We start from the raw sequence: 17,433 nt of genomic DNA on the forward strand, positions 1-17,433 counted from the left end.
GTTAGACCATAGTTTCTAATGAGCATAATACAGTCATAGAAAAATGCAACAGGAGGCTTTATGGCCTGTCAATGTCAGCCTGCACCGGTCACACCCGATGGCCGTTTTCGTACTGCACTCTGGATTGCCCTGATTATTAATTTGCTGATGTTCGTGGTGGAACTGTTTGGCGGGATGTATGCCCATTCGGCAGCACTCTGGGCCGATGCGCTGGATTTCTTTGGCGATGCCGCCAACTATGCCATTTCACTGGCTGTGCTGGGGATGAGTCTGTACTGGCGTGCCACCGTGGCTTTATTAAAAGGTATTACCATGGCCACATTTGGCTGTCTGGTGTTGGTCAAAACGGTCTATAACTATATGCAGGGCATTCCCCCGGAAGCGATTACCATGGGGGTAATTGGTGGACTGGCTTTAGTGGCCAACGTGGTGGCAGCCGTGATTCTGTATCGCTTTCGTGATGGCGATTCCAATATGAAATCGGTCTGGCTGTGTAGCCGTAATGATGCAATTGGCAATGTCGCGGTGATTCTGGCTGCGGTCGGTGTATTTGGAACGGGCAGTTTATTGCCGGATATTATTGTCGCGGTGATTATGGCGGGGCTGGGTTTAACTGCGGGTTATCAGGTGATTAAAAAAGCCTGGGCGGAGAGACAGATGAGTGCGACCACCTCCGCTTAATAGGAGTATAACTGAAGCGATCAACGCGAGTAATTTTAGGCGTTGATCGCTTTTTTGTTGATCCATGACAGATTTGTATTCAAAAAAGAAAATTTCATCTTGATGCAAAAAGCTATTTACAAAAGTTAACATATTATTAGAATGAAGCATAAATTTATGTATTTAAAAGATAATTCAAATTATTTACTGAGTTTTTAGTATTTGTGAATTGAGGGTTTAATGAAACTAATTAAATTGTTTTCTATCGTCAGCCTCGTGGCATTGGCGGGATGTAGTTCTAAAGTTATGACCTATGATACCGCAGGAAATTTGATCGGTTCCTGTGTGGCGACACAAGGTTTTATTTTAGGTGCAAAAGCCGTTTGTTATGGTGGGGCGAATTTACAGGGCGTAGATTATTCCAAAATTGATGAACACACCGGTCTATTACCGTCTGTGCCGAAGTCCAACCAGATTACATTGCAACACGATTAATTTTTTTAGAGGGGTAATATCATGAAATTTTTTAATTTAATCACGCTAACTGCTGCTATTTTAATGACAGGTTGTGCCTCAAAAGTGACGACCTATGATTCAAATGGCCGTATGATTGGTTCATGTGAAGCACAAACAGGTTTTGTTATTGGCGGTGGTGCTCACTGTGAAGGGCATGCTAATCAGGAAGGGCGTAGCACTCGCTAAATTAGAGAAATAAAAAACCGGTCAATCTGACCGGTTTTTTTGCTATGGAAAAGCTTATTTTTCCACGAATGCACGTTCAATCACGTAATCGCCTAAAACGCCCATACGTGGTGATTCTTTTAATCCGTGTTGATCAAGCAGCGCAGCAACATCATCCAGGAAGGCTGGGCTACCACACAGCATCGCGCGGTCAGTTTCCGGGTTAAAACGTGGTAAACCGATTTTCTCGAACAATTGACCAGATTCAATTGCAGTGGTGACACGACCTTGAGTATGGAAATCTTCACGTGTTACCGTTGGATAATAAACCAGTTTTTCTTTCGCGCCCAGTTCCGAGAAGAATTCGTGGTTTGGAATTTCGTTCAGAATCAGGTCCTGATACGCCAGTTCAGAAATATAACGTGTACCATGAACAACAATGATTTTTTCAAAACGTTCATAGGTTTCCGGATCACGAATCACCGACAGGAACGGTGCAAGACCGGTACCTGAAGACAGCAGGTATAAGTTTTTACCCGGATTTAAGTCATCGAGTACCAGAGTTCCGGTTGGTTTGCGAGAAACCAGCAGTTCATCGCCCACTTTAACTTTTTGCAAAATCGAGGTTAATGGACCATCTGGCACTTTAATCGAGAAGAATTCCAGCTCTTCTTCATAGTTGGCACTTGCAATCGAATATGCACGCATCAAAGGCTTACCATTCACTTCAAGACCGATCATTACAAATTGACCGTTTTTAAAACGCAGTGCAGTGTCACGAGTCGTTTTAAAAGAGAATAAAGTGTCATTCCAGTGGTGGACGTGAGTAATCTTTTCGACGTTAAAAGCAGCCATTAAAGGTCTCAATAAATTATCAAATTAGAACAGGTTGCTATTCTAATCTAAATTCATACTCGATAAACTGAATATATTTAATTGAGCTTATCAAAAAAAGTGATTATGACTGATCTGACCTTGCCCATTATCGGGATTATGAAATCTCCTTATAAAGAAAAGTTTGGCATCCCGCGGCAGCCGAATCTGGTTCAGGTCGAATCCTATATTGACATGCTGGAACCTTATAACGATTTGCTGGCCTTTGAGGGCATTGAAGCATTTAGTCATTTGTGGTTGCTGTGGCAATTTCATGACAATAAAAACCAGCAGCAGACAAAATTCCGTGTTCAGGTGCGGCCGCCGCGTTTGGGTGGTAACCAGAAAATTGGAGTATTTGCGACACGCAGTATGTACCGGCCGTCACCGGTAGGCTTGTCAGTGGTGCAATTAAAACAGGTGAAAAAAGTCGGCAAGGCAGTACGGGTTTATGTGACCGGGAGTGATTTACTCGATGGTACACCGATTTTAGATATCAAGCCTTATATCCAGTATTCTGATGCGGTCATGGAGGCGCAAAGTGGCTATGCGCAGGATGAGCCTGAACGTAAACAGGTGGTGTGGACAGAGCAGGCCGCTGTACAAAAACAGCAATTGTTGCAGCAGCATAAAATTAGCGCGCAGATGCTGAGTGAGCTGGAACAGGTGTTGTCTTTAGACCCGCGTCCGGCTTATCAGGAGGATGAAACCCGGCTCTATAAAATGCACTTTGCCAATATTGATGTCGGATTTCTAGTACAGCCAGATCAGGTGCTGATTCAGATGTTAGCGCTTAAGCCGGCTTAAACATAAAATAAGCCATCGCAATCAGCACCGCCATATGCAGAATTTGGGCCGGTGCAAAATACAAGGCAAAGCGTGGTCCGCCAATTAAAAAGGCATTCACGCATTTGGCCAGTGCATGTGCACCGAGACCCAAAATCAGCGCATAAAACAGGGTTAAATTGCTGGGCGAGCCTTGGGTAATTACCGCGGCAGCGGCAGCGTGAATTTCAAATAAAGACGCCAGGAAGGTTCCGGCAATTAAACCGGTGCTGCCCAGTGCCTGATCCAGTCCGTAGACCATGGCTTGAATCAGGGTGAGCGTGACCACAATAATCGCGGCCTCTTTGAGGCTAAACATGCGGCTATCGGCTTCTTTGGCTTTTTGCTGTGAGCCGGTATTTTTTCTGAGCAGCCAGTAACCCACCGCCACCAGAATCATAATCGCCACTGCACTCGGTACCACAAATACCTTAAACCAGGACAGATTAATCCCCACAATAATAATCAGAATCTGCAACAGTGTCGCCACGCAGGACATGAGCGCCGCGCCCGCATTAATCTGGGCATCGCCGCGGCCGGAACGCACTTCCATGCCTAAACTGGCAATGGTGGCGGTACTGGACACAAAGCCGGACGCAATTGAGGATAGCATCAGTGCATTATTGGTGGACAGCAGGCGCTTGGCGATATGCGCCAAAGCCTGTACCGATAAAATCAGAATCAGCAGTTTTAAAATCACATAAGGATTGAGCACATTGCCCCATAAGGGGGTATCTGGCGTCAAAGGCAGGGCAATCAGAACCAGTGCCAGCAGGAACAGACCATCACGCAGCTCTGCTTCGGTAATCCATTTGCTGACAATGCCGTGCATCAGGTGTTTGGTCATGAGCAGACCGGTTAAAATAACCGCCAGACCAGCCGCCAACGGAATATTCCACAAACAGAGCGCGCCAATAAAATAGGTCATAATAAAGGCCAGTTCGGTGGTCGCACCCGGGTCTTCAACCTGATTTTTAAGCGAAAACAGCCCAACTCCGCCAATAATCACAGCCCCGACAATACCAAAAACTGGCCCTAGCAAAAAGCAGATCGCACCGAGCAAGGCACACACGGCAAAGGTGCGCACCCCGGCAAAATGATGGTTGGCTTCATTGTGCTTGCTGCGTTCACGTTCCAGACCAATTAACAGGCCACAGCCGAGTGCGGCTGCAAGCATGGTCATCAGCTCCTGAAAAGAGGTACTCAAGATTGAAGGGGCAGTTAAAAATTCCATCTTTATATCCCGCGGCAGTGGGGCGACGTCTCCATCATATAATTGATTCTGTGAAGATTGCTATGCGGAACTGTATGTTTAATTTGCAGGAGCTGCGCTTGAGACGCATCAGTAGCAGATTTTCCAGTGGCAAAGGCAGGCGGGAAAAATAAACTCTGCTATAGTGTGCTGATGTTGGGGGAACAAAAACAATGAATTTTAATTTTGAAATTGATACCACCTGGTGTTTAGAGCAATTATTAAAAGATGGCCGGATCAGCGAACGCGATAAAATGCTGGTACAGACCACGCATCGCCAGCGTGAGCAGCTGAAATGGCATCCGTTGCAATGGATTGCGCATTTTAACCTGACCGATCAGCAACATCCCCAAACCACATTGACACTGAACCGTTTATGTCAGTGGCTGGCAGAAAAGACCGAGCTGCCTTTTTATGTGATTGATCCGTTAAAGGCCGATGTGGCCGCTTTAACCGCGGTGATGTCCCTGGAATTTGCCCTGCGCAATAAAATTCTGGCGGTAGAGATTCAGCCCGATGCGGTGTTCATTGCCACCGATCAGCCGTTTATGACCGATTGGGTCGCCAATTTAGAACACAGTTTATTGCCGCGTAAAATCCAGCGCGTGCTGCTGAGTCCAGAGCAGTTACAGCGTTATCTGGTAGAATATTATCAGGTCAGTCGTGCGGTCAGTGGTTCACAAAAAGCCGCAGCACATGACCGTGAAAATAAAGGTGTCGAAGCCTTATTACAGCTGGGCGATACCCAAAACCCCGATGCCAATGACCAGCATATTGTTAAACTGGTGGACTGGGTGCTGCAGTTTGCTTTTGAACAGGGTGCCAGTGATATTCATCTGGAGCCACGTAAAGACAAGGGGAAAATCCGTTTCCGGATTGATGGCGTACTACATACCATTTATAACATGCCGGCCAATACCTTAACTGCGGTCATTTCACGGATTAAAATTCTCGGTCGCATGAATGTGGCAGAAAAACGCAAACCTCAAGATGGCCGTTTAAAAACCCGTACTCCCAAAGGGCAGGAAACCGAATTGCGTCTTTCGACTTTACCGACAGCCTTTGGTGAAAAACTGGTGATGCGTATTTTTGACCCGGAAGTGCTGGTACGCAGCTTCCAGCAGCTTGGTTTTGAAGAACGTCTGTTACAGGGCTGGCAAAGTCTGACCAGTCATAGTCATGGTATTATTCTGGTCACGGGGCCGACCGGCTCCGGTAAAACCACCACGCTGTATTCATCACTGAAGCAGCTGGCCACCGATGAAGTCAATGTCTGTACCATTGAAGACCCGATTGAAATGATTGAGCCGAGCTTTAACCAGATGCAGGTCAATCAGGGCATTGAGCTGGGCTTTGCCGATGGTGTACGCGCGCTGATGCGTCAGGACCCGGATATTATTATGGTTGGGGAGATTCGTGATCAGGATACGGCCAATATGGCCATTCAAGCGGCATTAACCGGTCACCTGGTGTTATCGACCTTGCATACCAATGATGCGCCGTCCAGTCTGACCCGTTTGCATGATTTAGGTGTGCAGCCTTTTTTAACTGCAGCCACCATTCTGGGGGTATTGGCGCAGCGTCTGGTGCGCAAGCTGTGTCCGCATTGCAAACAGGAAGGCATGATTAATACCAATGAATGGGAACATCTGACGTTTGACTATGTCATGGAGATGCCGGAAAAAGTTTATAAGCCGGTGGGCTGTGAAGCCTGCCGTCAGACCGGCTATAAAGGCCGGATCGGGATTTATGAGTTTATGCCGCTGAGTCTGGACACCAAACAGCTGATAGGTGCCAATGCTGATCTGACTCAGTTACGCCAGCAGGCCAAAAAAGAAGGCATCGAGCCACTACGGATTGCCGGGGCGCGTAAAGTCATGGCCGGTATTACCACCTTAGAAGAAGTACTGCGGGTGGTACCGTTAAACTAAAACCCAAAAAAAGTGAAAAATTTTTGAATATGAGGAAATCTTAAGATTCAGCTCATCTTGCTTTGTTTTAATGACTACATCGAAACGAACAACACTGAATGAGGAAAGACAGATGAACCTATTTTCAAAAGCACTTTTAACTGCAGGTCTAGTGGGCGCAACTACATTTGCTGTTGCAGATACCGCAGTGAACCAGTCTGCACTGGCGCAAGCAACCACGGTGAAACAGGCGTTAACCATGAAAGATGACAGCAATGTTCAGCTGAAAGGTTATATCGTAAAAGCCATTGGTGATGAAAAATACCAGTTCCGCGACAGCACTGGCACCATCACAGTAGATATTGATGATGACCTGTGGAATGGTAAAGCGATTTCTGCCAAAACTCCAGTGGTGATTACCGGTGAAGTGGACATTGATTATAAACCTTCTAAACGTGTTGAAATTGATGTCGAGCAGGTTCGTTTCTAAGCCGACCTTTTAATCAGATTGATTGCAGCTCCACACAAAACCACATGCTCCATGCATGTGGTTTTTTTGAATCTTGTGAAAAATCAGGCATGATGTAAAAAAAGCTAGAGTAGAACCAATGCGTATTTTACTGGCAGAAGATGACGCCTCTCAGGCAGAAAGTATTAAAACCTGGCTGGAAATGGACGGTTATAACGTCGACTGGGTCGAGCGTGGCAATCATGCCATTTTGGCCATTGAGCAGCATCACTATGATTGTGTGCTGCTGGATCGTGGCCTGCCGGGCAATACCGGCGATGAAATTCTGACCGCTTTGCGCCGTAAACAGTTGGATACCCCGGTGATTTTTATTACCGCCAAAGACAGGATTCAGGACCGGGTCGATGGACTGGATTTAGGCGCCAATGATTATCTGGTCAAGCCTTTTAGTCTGGAAGAACTGTCAGCACGGGTGCGCAGCCAGTTACGCACCCGGCAGACTCAGCCCGATCATCAGATCCGTTTTGCCAATCTGCTGTTAGATACTCAAGCCAAAACCTTAACCCAGGATGGCCACGCGGTGAATTTAACCGCCAAGGAATTTCAGATTCTGTATAAATTAATGCAAAAGCCCGAGCATGTGGTAACCCGGGAGCAGCTGGAAGAATCGCTGTATGCCTGGGGTGATGAAATTGAAAGCAATGCCATTGAAGTGTTTATTTATCAGCTGCGTAAAAAAATTGGCAGCCATTTAATTAAAACCATTCGCGGTTTGGGCTATCGCATGCAGCAGGAACAGGCGTAAATGAAGCAAACGGGTGCGGTTTCTTTACAGAAAACCCTGGTCAAAACCTCGGTACTGAGTTCCATGATTGCCGGCCTGCTGGCACTGGTGCTGCTGTTTGCCGTGTCAATTTATCAGACCATGCAGCTGCAAGATGAAATCATGGATGAAGCGGCCGATATGCTGTTATTGCAGGATATTAGCAGTGGCGCTGGCGAGCAGGTCGATGAACTCACTGAACAGTTCAAGATGCATTATCAGCTGCGACTGGGTCAGCAGACCTTGACCGAAACGGAAGATTTTCCCTTAGCACCAGCTACAATCACACAGCAGGAAGAGGGGTTTTCCTTTGTCTGGGCGAATCAGCGTTTATGGCGTGTTTATGTGGCCAGTGATGATGATTTAAGCGTACTGATGACCCAGAAAATGAATGTGCGTTTCCAGGAAATCTGGGCCACAGGTCTGGGCTATGCCGCGATTTTAATTTTATTGTGGCTGATTCAATGGGGCATTGTACATTTTGCTATTCGTAAACAGTTCCGCTCTTTACAGGCTTTGTCTGCGCAAATTGCGCAAAAGCATGTGCAGGACCTGAGTCCGGTACAAAGTACCCAGCCAGAATTACTGGAATTACAGCCGATGGTGCAGCAGTTAAACCGTTTGCTTAGCCGGCTGGAACATTCTTTAGAAGCCGAGCAGCGTTTTACTTCTGACGCCTCACATGAACTGCGTTCGCCGCTTTCTGCCATTCAAATGCGCTTGCAGGTGTTAAAACGCAAATATCAGGATCAACCGCAATTAGCGGAAGATCTGGCCCAGATTCAACGCGATGTCAACCGCGGCACTCAGGTACTGGAGAATCTGCTATTACTGGCGCGTTTAGACCCGGCACATCTACAAGACTTGCCTATAACCGAGGTTGATTTACAAAAGCTGGTGCTGGATGTGCTGGAGGCCTTGGCACCGTTTAGTCTGGAAAAACAGATTAAACCGCGCTTGCAGCTACAACCGGCGATCATTCAGGCCAATCCGGAATTGCTATATACCTGTATCCGTAACCTGATCGACAATGCCATCCGCTATGCCACGCAACAGGGTGAGGTGGTGGTCAGTATCAATGGTGATGCTGAACAGGTGCAGCTGTGTATTGAAAATAATGGTCAACAGATCAGTGATGAGGTGTTACAACGTCTGGGTGAGCGTTTTTATCGGGCACTGGGCACACAAACCCAAGGCAGTGGTCTTGGTATTTCGATCTGTAAAAAGATTATCAGCCTGCATCAGGGCCAATTGCAGTTTAGCCGTTCAGCTTTAGGCGGTTTACTGGTGGAACTGAGTTTGCCCGGTGTGAAGCAAAAATAACAAAATCGAAAATAACAACATTGAGTTCAATCTTGAGATACGCATGGGCAGTTAAAAAGCAGTATGCGCTGATTCATACTGCTGCTTCCCACGATTATTATTATTCAGATGTTGTTCTTATTTGGTGAGAATAAGGCGATTATTACGGGTAAGGCGTAGGCGGTATTCTTCTCCGGCATGCATGATGCGAATTTCACGACCGAGAGCAAACAGGTTATTAGAATGTAACATTGGTAAGGCATGCTGTTGATCTGCATTACGGCTAAACAGGCTAAATGGTGCGTTCATTCCTTCGACTCCGTGGTGTATGTTGAACGATATAAATGATAATCATTATCAAATATATCTGTCAACGCTTGATTTGGGGAATTTATAAAAAGTATAAATTTGCTTACACTTGCTCATATTTCAAAAACAGGACGTTTCATGTCAAAGCCACATCTACATATCGCGATTGGGATTTTATTGCATCAGACCCAGGTCCTGGTCGGCTGGCGCGAAGCCAAACAGCATCAGGGCAATAAGCACGAATTTCCCGGCGGCAAGGTAGAGCAGCATGAAACGCCAGTGCAGGCCTGTCGCCGTGAAGTGCGCGAAGAAGTAGGCATTGACCTGATCCAGTGGCATGAGTTTGATTTTATCCGGCATGAATATGAAGATGTGATTGTCAATTTGCATGTGTTCCATGCCTTTGTGCCGGCGGCGTTGCTCTCAGACATCCAGCAACCGTGGACCTGGTATAAACGGCAGGATTTGGCTCGTTTGAATTTCCCGCAAGCCAACCAGCGTATGCTGCAACGCCTCTACTGGCCTGAATGTATCAAAATTAGTGAAGACTTAAACTGTCTGGATACCCCGGATACCCAGCAACTGCTGTACTGGCGTGTCGCACCGGCACCGGAACGCAGTATTGAACTGGCTGAGCAGAATATTGGCTGTTTAAAATCATTAATTGTTAATCTGGAACTGTGGAAGCAGCTGAATAGCGTGCAGCAGGTCTCGGTCGCTGCCATCCATTTAAAGCAGCAACAATGTCTGCAATTGCACAAGGGCAGCCTGCAGGCTGGTCAGCGTTATATTGCCGCTTGTCATGATCTGGAATCCTTACAACATGCGCAGAATATTGGCTGTGATGCTGCAATTTTAAGTCCGGTGCTGCCAACAGCCAGCCATCCGGATACTCCAGCATTAGGCTGGGCACAGTTTCAGGACTGGGCCAAACAGGTCGATATTCCGGTGTTTGCCTTAGGCGGGATGCATCGGCAGGATTTGGCACAGGCCCAGCAACACAATGCTTATGGCATCGCTGGAATCCGCTTTATGGATGCGTTGGATAGCGCTTCAGCCTAAAGCTGTTTCAGCGCTTGCTGTGCCTGTTGCACGGTACGGCTATTGTTTTGTAGCTGGCCGGCTTTTTGAATAATCAGCCATAATTGGCGTTTCATCGCCGGTGTTTGTGCATAGCTCAGACCACGACGGGCCAGGGCTTCTGCATTTTTTGGCTGTTTTTTCTGGTTCGCCACTAGCCCTAAATACATATAGGTTTCAGCCGATTGCGGTGCCAGACGCTGTGCCTGTAAGGCGGCAGCTTCGGCACGCGCCCATTGTCCCTGACGATAAGCCGTCTGGGTCTGCTGCATCAGTTTCTTAAACGCTGGTAAAGAGCGGCCATCTTCAAAACGCTGCTGTACTTTTTGTTCAGGAACCACGACCTGTAATTTCTTGCGCTGAATTTCTTCCTGTTCATAAGGATGAATCACCACGCCGGTGGGTGTGCGAATGGTTTTTCGTTCAGTCGTTTTTTCTTGGTCCGGTTGCGGTGCCGGCTTGGATTCCGGCAGGCTTTGACAGCCCACCAGTCCAGCCAGTCCCATCCCCAAGATCAGATATTTCAAGGTCATTTAATTAAGGGTCCACTTATTGCGTATAACTGCCGCTTGAAATGATGCGTGCATCATTTTCGGAAAGTTGTCTTTCCATCTCGGCTTCACTTTCCTGGATATAATTCTCGATACTGTCACTGCTTTCAGGTACAGCTTGGTAATATTCGGTATCCGGATTGTAAACCGGCTCAACCTGATAATGCGGTAAACCACAGGCGGTGGCCTGACGCGGCACATGATTGCGATAAATCGGAATATACATCGCACCAGCACAGCCTTGAGCCGACAAGTGACCAGAGTCACGGTCAATCCAGTGCCACTGTACGCTGTCCGGCTGGCGTAGATTCACCGGCTTCTGGCGCAGCTGACGCATCACATTGCTCCACACCGGCAGGGCACCCGATGAACCTGTCAAACCGGTGACTTTGTTATCATCCAGCCCTAACCAGACCACGCTTAAATAGTTACCCGAATAACCGGCAAACCAGGAGTCGCGGGTATCATTGGTGGTGCCCGATTTACCGGCCAGTTTTAAATCGCTGGACAGGCTGTTATAGGCTGCACGTCCGGTTCCTGCACTCATTACCTGTTGCAGGCCATAATTCAGCATATAGGCCGCAGACGGTTCAATGGTCTGCTGTACTGACAGGCCATAACGCTCGAGCAGACGACCATTAGAATCGACCACCGCGCGAATGGCTTTGGTTGGATACTGGAACCCACCGGTGGCAAAGTTGCCATAAATATTCATCACCTGCATAGGTGATAAATCGACCGCGCCTAGATAAATGGACGGATACTGTGGAATATTTTCGCTGCTGACGCCAAATTTAATCAGATGGTTACGGAAGGTCGATAGACCAAATTCCTGACCCAAACGTACCGCCGACAGGTTATAGGAATTGGCCAGCGCTTGCGCCATCGGGACTACGCCATGTTCGCTGCCGCTGTAATTACGCGGTGTCCATGACTTGCCGGCAGATGGAATACTGATTTCGGTATCCTGTACCGGACTGGCCCAGTTATAGCGACCCGATTCTAGTGCGCTTAAATAGATGACCGGTTTCAAGAGCGAGCCGACCTGACGCTTGGCATCCAGCGCACGGTTAAAGCCGGTAAAGTCCTGGGTAGAACCGACTGCAGCCACCAGTTCACCATTTTCAGGATGGGACACCAGCACCGCCCCTTGCAAATCTTTTAAACGGCGCGGATTGGCATTGGCCAGACGGTTTACTGATTCTTTAAATGCGCTTTGTACTTTGGTCTGTGCAATTGGGTCTAAAGTGGTAAAAATCCGTAGTCCCTGATTGGTCAGATCACCTTCCTGATATTCAGCACGTAACTGACGACGCACAATGTCCAGAAAATCCGGGAAGCGGGCAGGGCCCATGGTCGGTTTGGCAATCACATTTAACGGACGCGCGGTTTCGGTTTCATACTGTTCCTGCGTCAGATAGCCCATCACCAGCATATTGTTCAGTACAATATTACGGCGTTTTTCTGCCGCTTCCGGATTACGCCATGGATTATATAAAGACGGTCCCTGCACCAGACCAACCAGAAAAGCCTGCTGGGAAATATTCAGTTCGCGTAGCGGCAGACCAAAATAGAACTGTGAGGCCAGGCCATAACCATTAATAGAATAGTTGCCGTTTTGACCTAGGTTCACTTCATTTAAATAGGCTTCCAGAATTTCATCTTTGTCATAATGCAGCTCAATCAGCATCGCCATCAGTGCTTCATTGGCTTTACGCTTTAATGTACGTTCCGGGGTCAGATAAAAGTTTTTCACCAGTTGCTGGGTCAGGGTCGAACCGCCCTGACGTTTCCCGCCGGTAATATTGCTGACAATGGCACGCGCAGTCCCGCGAATCGACACGCCATGATGCAGATAGAAATTACGGTCTTCGGTGGCAATTAAGGCTTCAATTAACGGTTTTGGCACCCGGTTCAGTTTAATCAGCACCCGGTCTTCATTGTGCTGCGGATAAATCCCGCCAATCAGCATTGGCTCTAAACGGGCAATACCGGTAGTCGATGGTTTGGTTGCACTGACTTCAGCAATCTGGTTATTGGCAAAGCTGACTTTGAGCACCTGTTCCGGTTCTACGCTTTCACCAAAATCGAAGCCGCGGGTATGTACAAACAAGGTATCACCCGCATCGACATAGCTGCCGGTTTTGTTATAGCTTTCTGCGCTTTTATAGCCTAAAAGTTTTAATTCCTGCACGAAATCGGCTTTATTGAGCGGTGCATTGGTATAGATTTCCAGCGGACGAGCAAAGACCTTGGCCGGAATGTCCCAGCGCTGTCCTTCAAATTTATCTCTAACAATATTATCTAATCGAATCAGGTAGATACTTAATGCCAGAAATGCCCCAATCACCAGTATACAAAATAGAAGTGCAATAATACCTATGCCACGTTCAGACTTCATAAATCGCAATAAAACCCTAAGAAATTAGGCTAATCATGCGAAGCTTTTACATAATTTGCAATATTTAATCTGTGAATGAAGCGGCCAATCGAGGAGAAAAAACGGTTGGATTCAGATTTCTAAAGTTTTTTTAAAACATTCGGGTTAGTGCTATTATAGTCAACGGATCGTAGCGGAGCGATGTCGTAGGTGCAAATTTCACACAAGAACTTTCGTAATATCGGATTGATTGGACGTCCTGGCAAAACTTCGGTCGTAGAAACGCTCAGTTTAATTCATGATCATCTGCTGAATTTAGGCCTGCATCCGGTATTCGATGCAGAAACAGCAGAACTGGTCCCTTATCCGAATACCCAAACCGTCAGCCGCGCCTTACTGGGCGAAGTGGTTGATCTGGTGATTGTGGTCGGCGGTGATGGCTCGTTGCTGCATGCAGCGCGCGCACTGGTCAAATACAATACGCCGGTCATCGGGGTAAACCGTGGCCGTTTAGGTTTCCTGACCGACATTAAACCCACGGAAGTCATCTTCAAGCTGGATCAGGTGTTAAAAGGCGAGTTTCAGCTGGACCGCCGTTTCCTGCTGGAAATGGAAGTGCGCTCCAAAGGTGAAGTCATTTATGAAGCGGTGGCTTTAAATGATGTGGTGCTGCATTCCGGTAAATCGGTACACATGATTGATTTTGACCTGAATATTGATGGTCAGTATGTTTATCGTCAGCACAGTGACGGTTTAATTGTATCCACGCCTACTGGTTCTACTGCCTATGCCTTGTCTGGTGGTGGCCCGATTGTGCATCCGAGTATGGATGCGATTGTGCTGGTGCCGATGCATCCGCATACCTTGTCTTCACGCCCGATTGTGGTGGGTGGACAAAGTGAAATTAAAATCCAGATTCGTGAAAACCGTGTCTTGCCAATGGTCAGTGCCGATGGTCAGCACAGTGTTTCACTCAGTGTCGGGGACAGTTTGCATATCCGCAAGCATCCCTATAAGTTAAACCTACTTCATCCACCGGGTTATGACTTCTATATGGCATGTCGTACCAAGCTCGGCTGGAACCAAGATTTTGATTCTTTGCAACAGCAGGATTTATGATGAATATTGAACAGATGCTGGCCGTACTCAATCCTGAAATTGTTGGTCGACTAAAAACCGCGGTAGAGATTGGTAAATGGCCGAATGGCGTGGCGTTGACTAAAGAGCAGCGCGAAATTTGTATGCAGGCCGTGTATGCCTGGGAAATCCAGCATTTACCGGAAACCGAACGCAGCGGTTATATTGACCGCGGCACCAAGGAAGAAGGTGAACAATGTGATGATGATCATCACAAAAATGAAGATTTCCAGCCAATCAAGTTTATTTAAACTTTAACGCAGCAGATTCATGCAAAAAAGGTAAGCCGCGGCTTACCTTTTTTTATTGGCAGTTTTTTATGGCTTAAGGATTTAAACGCGCAGCCCAGAACTGCTGTGCTTTGTCCATGGCTGCTGCAAAACTGTCGCAGACGCCCATGGTATACAGCGCAATGCCCATGGTTTCCACCACCGCCACTTCACCATACTCATGCGATTGCTGGCCTTTCCAGACGGCTTTAAATACCGCCAGGTCCAGCTCTTCTTCAATCGGGCTGCGGTTGTTGGTGAGCTTTGGTAACTCATGTTCATACAGCTCGCCGTTACGGATACCACAAATTAAGGTTTTGGCATCCGGATTCCGTTCAAACTCGCCGCCTTCACCTTTAATCACCGCACTGTTCAGATAGCCCAGTTTAAACGCCGACTGTTGATGGGAACTGCGATAGGCCGGATGGAAAATGGCCTGCACGGTGGCTTTGGCATTAAAGGGGTTAATCAGCCGGGCAAGAGTATGAATAGGTGAACGCAGGCCCATTACATTCCGTAGTGCAATCAAATCGGCCAGCACCGGAGAAATCACGTCTAAAGGCAGATAGGCAAAATGACGCTGCTGTAATTGCTGTTCGACTTCCGTATCTGACTGGCAGATTGGATAGCCTAAGTATTCCAGCACCTGTTCGGTATAGACCCGGTTAATGGTATGCCCAGCAGCGCCGTGCATGACAATATTAAAACCCTGTTTGGCCAGAGTCAGCGCGGCCAGTAAAAACCACGGATAATGTTTGCGTTTCCCGGCATAGGAGGACCAGTCCAGATCTACATCTAAAGCTTTAAACTGCAACTGGTCACGGGTGGCCTGAACAAAGCCGGCCAGTTCATCGACCGATTCTTCCTTGACCCGCAGCAGCATCAAAAAAGCACCGAGCTGAACATCGAGTACTTCCTGTTTCAGGATCATGGAAAAGGCCTGATAGGCTTCTTCATAGGTGAGGGAACGTGCACCATTTTTGCCTTTTCCCACAATACGTACGTACTGGGCAAAAGGATGTTCAATGTCTTTATAAATGTTTCTTTTTGTGCTCATGTAACTGCCTGAATCTCAAATAAATGGCGCCGGTCGCTTCCCACAATATACACATGTTTGCGGCTTTTTAAAAACCGTATGCTTTGCTCGGATTTAGACTAATGTCTAAGCTGCTTCTGTTTTAAAGTTCGCCAGTTCTCGCTGTTTTTAGCAGCACTATATTTGAATTTTAGGTAAAATTCGCAGCGTTTTATATTATTTTTTATTTTTACTCATCTCCTGTTCTAAAAAGCCGCTTTTGCGTTTGAGCCTGTTTATTCTGGCGGCTCAAAGTAAGCCCGACTTTTGCCGATGAAAATAAAGCGTTGAATGTTTTGAGCCATGGCTCAAGGCAGCGTATGCCTGTTGTTTTAAAAACAGGCAGAACAGGTCGTGGGTAAAAAATCAAGGGTATTTGTCCTCTGGACAAGAACAAAAGTAGATCTGTTATGGCCAAACAACCTATTTATAAATCCCTGTACTTTCAGGTGATTATTGCAATTATTGCAGGTATTCTCGTCGGTCATTATTCTCCTAGTGGCACACAAGTTATTAATGGCGTGGAACAGTATGTTCCGGGTCTGGGTGAGCAGCTGAAACCCTTAGGTGATGGCTTCATCCGTTTAATCAAAATGATTATTGCGCCGGTGATTTTCTGTACCGTGGTGAGTGGTATCGCCGGTATGGAAAGCATGAAATCGGTGGGTAAAACCGGTGGCGTGGCATTACTGTATTTTGAAATTGTCTCTACCATCGCCCTGATTATTGGTCTGGTGGTGATTAACGTCTGGAAACCAGGCGTTGGCATGAACGTTGATCCAGCTTCTTTGGATACCACAGGTATTTCCAAATATGTAGAAACTGGTGAAGCACAATCTACAGTCGAGTTCCTGTTAAATATCATTCCAAATACCGTGGTCGGTGCATTTGCCCAGGGTGAAATCCTGCAGGTGCTGATGTTTGCCATTCTGTTTGGTTTTGCCTTACACCGTTTAGGGCCAGCAGGTAAGCCGGTCTTGAAACTGATTGACCAGATTTCGCATGTGTTCTTTAACATTGTGAACATGATCATGAAAGTTGCGCCAATTGGTGCTTTCGGTGCGATGGCCTTTACTATTGGTAAATACGGGATTGGCAGTCTGGCGCAACTGGCGCAGTTAATTATCTGCTTCTACCTGACCTGTGTGCTGTTTATTTTTATCATACTCGGCAGTATTGCGCGCATGACCGGTTTCAGTATCGTAAAAATGATCCGCATGATTCGCGAAGAATTACTGATTGTATTGGGGACCTCATCTTCAGAATCAGTACTACCGCGTATGTTGAAGAAACTGGAAATTGCCGGCTGTGAAAAATCGGTGGTGGGTTTGGTCATTCCAACGGGTTATTCCTTTAACCTGGATGGTACCTCGATTTATTTAACCATGGCCGCAATCTTTATTGCTCAGGCCACCAATACACCTTTAGAACTGCATCATCAGATTACTTTATTGCTGGTGCTGTTGATTTCCTCTAAAGGCGCAGCAGGGGTGACCGGTTCAGGCTTTATTGTGATGGCGGCAACACTGGCGGCTGTGGGTCAGATTCCGGTGGCCGGTCTGGCGCTAATTCTGGGTATTGACCGCTTTATGTCTGAAGCACGTGCCTTGACCAATCTGGTGGGTAACTCATTGGCAACCATTGTTGTAGCGAAGTGGGTCGGTCAGCTGGATCAGGAAAAGCTGCAATATGCATTAAATAATCCGGAAGAAATTGACCGCAAGATGGCAGAACAAAACCAGCAATCTGCTTCGGCTTAACAGCAGGGCGGTGACTAAAGGAAGCTTCGGCTTCCTTTTTTTATTACTTGGCAGTCAATAAAAAAGCCGGGAAAAGC

The 17,433-nt window shown here is 47.1% G+C and carries 18 protein-coding genes; 12 read left to right on the forward strand and 6 right to left on the reverse strand.

Going from position 1 to position 17,433, the window contains the following annotated elements; genetic code table 11:
• Nucleotides 1-60 precede the first annotated feature (60 nt).
• From FTT89_RS08215 to FTT89_RS08225, 3 genes are all read left to right on the forward strand, one after another.
• Nucleotides 61-681 carry a cation transporter gene (locus tag FTT89_RS08215; protein ID WP_180061397.1) on the forward strand — a complete coding sequence of 207 codons (621 nt, stop codon included), beginning with the start codon at nt 61-63 and terminating at the stop codon, nt 679-681.
• A gap of 219 nt (nt 682-900) precedes the next feature.
• Nucleotides 901-1,155, forward strand: a complete 255-nt coding sequence (locus FTT89_RS08220) for a hypothetical protein (RefSeq protein WP_016659182.1) — start codon at nt 901-903, stop codon at nt 1,153-1,155.
• A 21-nt stretch (nt 1,156-1,176) separates the two neighbouring features.
• On the forward strand, nt 1,177-1,362 hold the full coding sequence (locus FTT89_RS08225) for a hypothetical protein (RefSeq protein ID WP_016659181.1): 186 nt from the start codon (nt 1,177-1,179) through the stop codon (nt 1,360-1,362).
• 54 nt (nt 1,363-1,416) lie between these two features.
• Here the strand turns inward: FTT89_RS08225 and FTT89_RS08230 are convergent, their stop codons facing one another.
• Entirely contained in the window at nt 1,417-2,196 is a 780-nt protein-coding gene (locus FTT89_RS08230; protein WP_005179053.1) for a ferredoxin--NADP reductase, read from the reverse strand.
• Nucleotides 2,197-2,301: 105 nt separating this feature from the next.
• Here FTT89_RS08230 and tsaA point away from each other — a divergent pair, with 105 nt between their 5' ends.
• Complete coding sequence (tsaA, locus tag FTT89_RS08235; RefSeq protein ID WP_180061432.1) at nt 2,302-3,021, forward strand: tRNA (N6-threonylcarbamoyladenosine(37)-N6)-methyltransferase TrmO; 720 nt, start codon at nt 2,302-2,304, stop codon at nt 3,019-3,021.
• Here the strand turns inward: tsaA and FTT89_RS08240 are convergent.
• Nucleotides 3,008-4,273, reverse strand: coding sequence for an MgtC/SapB family protein (locus tag FTT89_RS08240; RefSeq protein WP_035363234.1), 1,266 nt, complete (start codon nt 4,271-4,273; stop codon nt 3,008-3,010). The genes tsaA and FTT89_RS08240 overlap by 14 nt on opposite strands.
• Nucleotides 4,274-4,464: 191 nt before the next feature.
• Between FTT89_RS08240 and FTT89_RS08245 the strand changes: the two genes are divergently transcribed.
• The 4 genes from FTT89_RS08245 to FTT89_RS08260 all read left to right on the forward strand — a co-directional run bounded on the left by FTT89_RS08245 (nt 4,465) and on the right by FTT89_RS08260 (nt 8,816).
• Entirely contained in the window at nt 4,465-6,222 is a 1,758-nt protein-coding gene (locus FTT89_RS08245; RefSeq protein ID WP_180061398.1) for a GspE/PulE family protein, read from the forward strand.
• 112 nt (nt 6,223-6,334) lie between these two features.
• The gene (locus FTT89_RS08250) at nt 6,335-6,691 is read left to right on the forward strand and encodes a NirD/YgiW/YdeI family stress tolerance protein (RefSeq protein ID WP_005179042.1); all 357 of its coding nucleotides are present in this window, start codon (nt 6,335-6,337) and stop codon (nt 6,689-6,691) included.
• Nucleotides 6,692-6,809: 118 nt separating this feature from the next.
• Complete coding sequence (locus tag FTT89_RS08255; protein ID WP_180172824.1) at nt 6,810-7,475, forward strand: response regulator transcription factor; 666 nt, start codon at nt 6,810-6,812, stop codon at nt 7,473-7,475.
• Nucleotides 7,476-8,816, forward strand: coding sequence for a HAMP domain-containing sensor histidine kinase (locus tag FTT89_RS08260; protein ID WP_160242992.1), 1,341 nt, complete (start codon nt 7,476-7,478; stop codon nt 8,814-8,816).
• Between the two features lie 117 nt (nt 8,817-8,933).
• Here the strand turns inward: FTT89_RS08260 and hemP are convergent, their stop codons facing one another.
• Entirely contained in the window at nt 8,934-9,104 is a 171-nt protein-coding gene (hemP, locus tag FTT89_RS08265; protein ID WP_016659175.1) for a hemin uptake protein HemP, read from the reverse strand.
• Between the two features lie 138 nt (nt 9,105-9,242).
• On the opposite strand from hemP, the gene FTT89_RS08270 reads away from it, so the two are divergent.
• On the forward strand, nt 9,243-10,166 hold the full coding sequence (locus FTT89_RS08270; protein ID WP_180172825.1) for a thiamine phosphate synthase: 924 nt from the start codon (nt 9,243-9,245) through the stop codon (nt 10,164-10,166).
• Here the strand turns inward: FTT89_RS08270 and FTT89_RS08275 are convergent.
• Both FTT89_RS08275 and mrcB read right to left on the reverse strand, forming a co-directional pair.
• Nucleotides 10,163-10,717 (reverse strand): hypothetical protein, encoded by a 555-nt coding sequence (locus tag FTT89_RS08275; protein ID WP_104470304.1) that lies wholly within the window; start codon nt 10,715-10,717, stop codon nt 10,163-10,165. The genes FTT89_RS08270 and FTT89_RS08275 overlap by 4 nt on opposite strands.
• 16 nt (nt 10,718-10,733) lie before the next feature.
• Nucleotides 10,734-13,136 (reverse strand): penicillin-binding protein 1B, encoded by a 2,403-nt coding sequence (gene mrcB / locus FTT89_RS08280; protein ID WP_016659172.1) that lies wholly within the window; start codon nt 13,134-13,136, stop codon nt 10,734-10,736.
• 189 nt (nt 13,137-13,325) lie between these two features.
• On the opposite strand from mrcB, the gene FTT89_RS08285 reads away from it, so the two are divergent.
• Nucleotides 13,326-14,234 (forward strand): NAD(+) kinase, encoded by a 909-nt coding sequence (locus FTT89_RS08285; protein ID WP_005179018.1) that lies wholly within the window; start codon nt 13,326-13,328, stop codon nt 14,232-14,234.
• Complete coding sequence (locus tag FTT89_RS08290) at nt 14,234-14,503, forward strand: YeaC family protein (RefSeq protein ID WP_005179016.1); 270 nt, start codon at nt 14,234-14,236, stop codon at nt 14,501-14,503. The genes FTT89_RS08285 and FTT89_RS08290 overlap by 1 nt, the downstream gene beginning before the upstream one ends.
• A gap of 73 nt (nt 14,504-14,576) precedes the next feature.
• Here the strand turns inward: FTT89_RS08290 and FTT89_RS08295 are convergent, their stop codons facing one another.
• Entirely contained in the window at nt 14,577-15,578 is a 1,002-nt protein-coding gene (locus FTT89_RS08295; protein WP_180172826.1) for a glycosyl transferase family protein, read from the reverse strand.
• A gap of 428 nt (nt 15,579-16,006) precedes the next feature.
• On the opposite strand from FTT89_RS08295, the gene FTT89_RS08300 reads away from it, so the two are divergent.
• Entirely contained in the window at nt 16,007-17,356 is a 1,350-nt protein-coding gene (locus FTT89_RS08300) for a dicarboxylate/amino acid:cation symporter (protein WP_127800011.1), read from the forward strand.
• Nucleotides 17,357-17,433 lie beyond the last annotated feature (77 nt).

Source organism: Acinetobacter sp. YH01025, from assembly GCF_013420185.1.
GTDB classification, from domain to species: domain Bacteria; phylum Pseudomonadota; class Gammaproteobacteria; order Pseudomonadales; family Moraxellaceae; genus Acinetobacter; species Acinetobacter indicus.

What these genes read in the sequence shown, in the direction of transcription:
- FTT89_RS08240 (WP_035363234.1), bottom strand. Translation starts at nt 4,273, where the DNA reads ATGGAATTTTTAACTGCCCCTTCAATCTTGAGTACCTCTTTTCAGGAG.
- FTT89_RS08215 (WP_180061397.1), top strand. Translation starts at nt 61, where the DNA reads ATGGCCTGTCAATGTCAGCCTGCACCGGTCACACCCGATGGCCGTTTT.
- FTT89_RS08255 (WP_180172824.1), top strand. Translation starts at nt 6,810, where the DNA reads ATGCGTATTTTACTGGCAGAAGATGACGCCTCTCAGGCAGAAAGTATT.
- FTT89_RS08275 (WP_104470304.1), bottom strand. Translation starts at nt 10,717, where the DNA reads ATGACCTTGAAATATCTGATCTTGGGGATGGGACTGGCTGGACTGGTG.
- FTT89_RS08250 (WP_005179042.1), top strand. Translation starts at nt 6,335, where the DNA reads ATGAACCTATTTTCAAAAGCACTTTTAACTGCAGGTCTAGTGGGCGCA.
- FTT89_RS08260 (WP_160242992.1), top strand. Translation starts at nt 7,476, where the DNA reads ATGAAGCAAACGGGTGCGGTTTCTTTACAGAAAACCCTGGTCAAAACC.
- FTT89_RS08290 (WP_005179016.1), top strand. Translation starts at nt 14,234, where the DNA reads ATGAATATTGAACAGATGCTGGCCGTACTCAATCCTGAAATTGTTGGT.
- mrcB (WP_016659172.1), bottom strand. Translation starts at nt 13,136, where the DNA reads ATGAAGTCTGAACGTGGCATAGGTATTATTGCACTTCTATTTTGTATA.
- FTT89_RS08230 (WP_005179053.1), bottom strand. Translation starts at nt 2,196, where the DNA reads ATGGCTGCTTTTAACGTCGAAAAGATTACTCACGTCCACCACTGGAAT.
- hemP (WP_016659175.1), bottom strand. Translation starts at nt 9,104, where the DNA reads ATGAACGCACCATTTAGCCTGTTTAGCCGTAATGCAGATCAACAGCAT.
- FTT89_RS08220 (WP_016659182.1), top strand. Translation starts at nt 901, where the DNA reads ATGAAACTAATTAAATTGTTTTCTATCGTCAGCCTCGTGGCATTGGCG.
- FTT89_RS08245 (WP_180061398.1), top strand. Translation starts at nt 4,465, where the DNA reads ATGAATTTTAATTTTGAAATTGATACCACCTGGTGTTTAGAGCAATTA.
- FTT89_RS08225 (WP_016659181.1), top strand. Translation starts at nt 1,177, where the DNA reads ATGAAATTTTTTAATTTAATCACGCTAACTGCTGCTATTTTAATGACA.
- FTT89_RS08295 (WP_180172826.1), bottom strand. Translation starts at nt 15,578, where the DNA reads ATGAGCACAAAAAGAAACATTTATAAAGACATTGAACATCCTTTTGCC.
- FTT89_RS08270 (WP_180172825.1), top strand. Translation starts at nt 9,243, where the DNA reads ATGTCAAAGCCACATCTACATATCGCGATTGGGATTTTATTGCATCAG.
- FTT89_RS08300 (WP_127800011.1), top strand. Translation starts at nt 16,007, where the DNA reads ATGGCCAAACAACCTATTTATAAATCCCTGTACTTTCAGGTGATTATT.
- tsaA (WP_180061432.1), top strand. Translation starts at nt 2,302, where the DNA reads ATGACTGATCTGACCTTGCCCATTATCGGGATTATGAAATCTCCTTAT.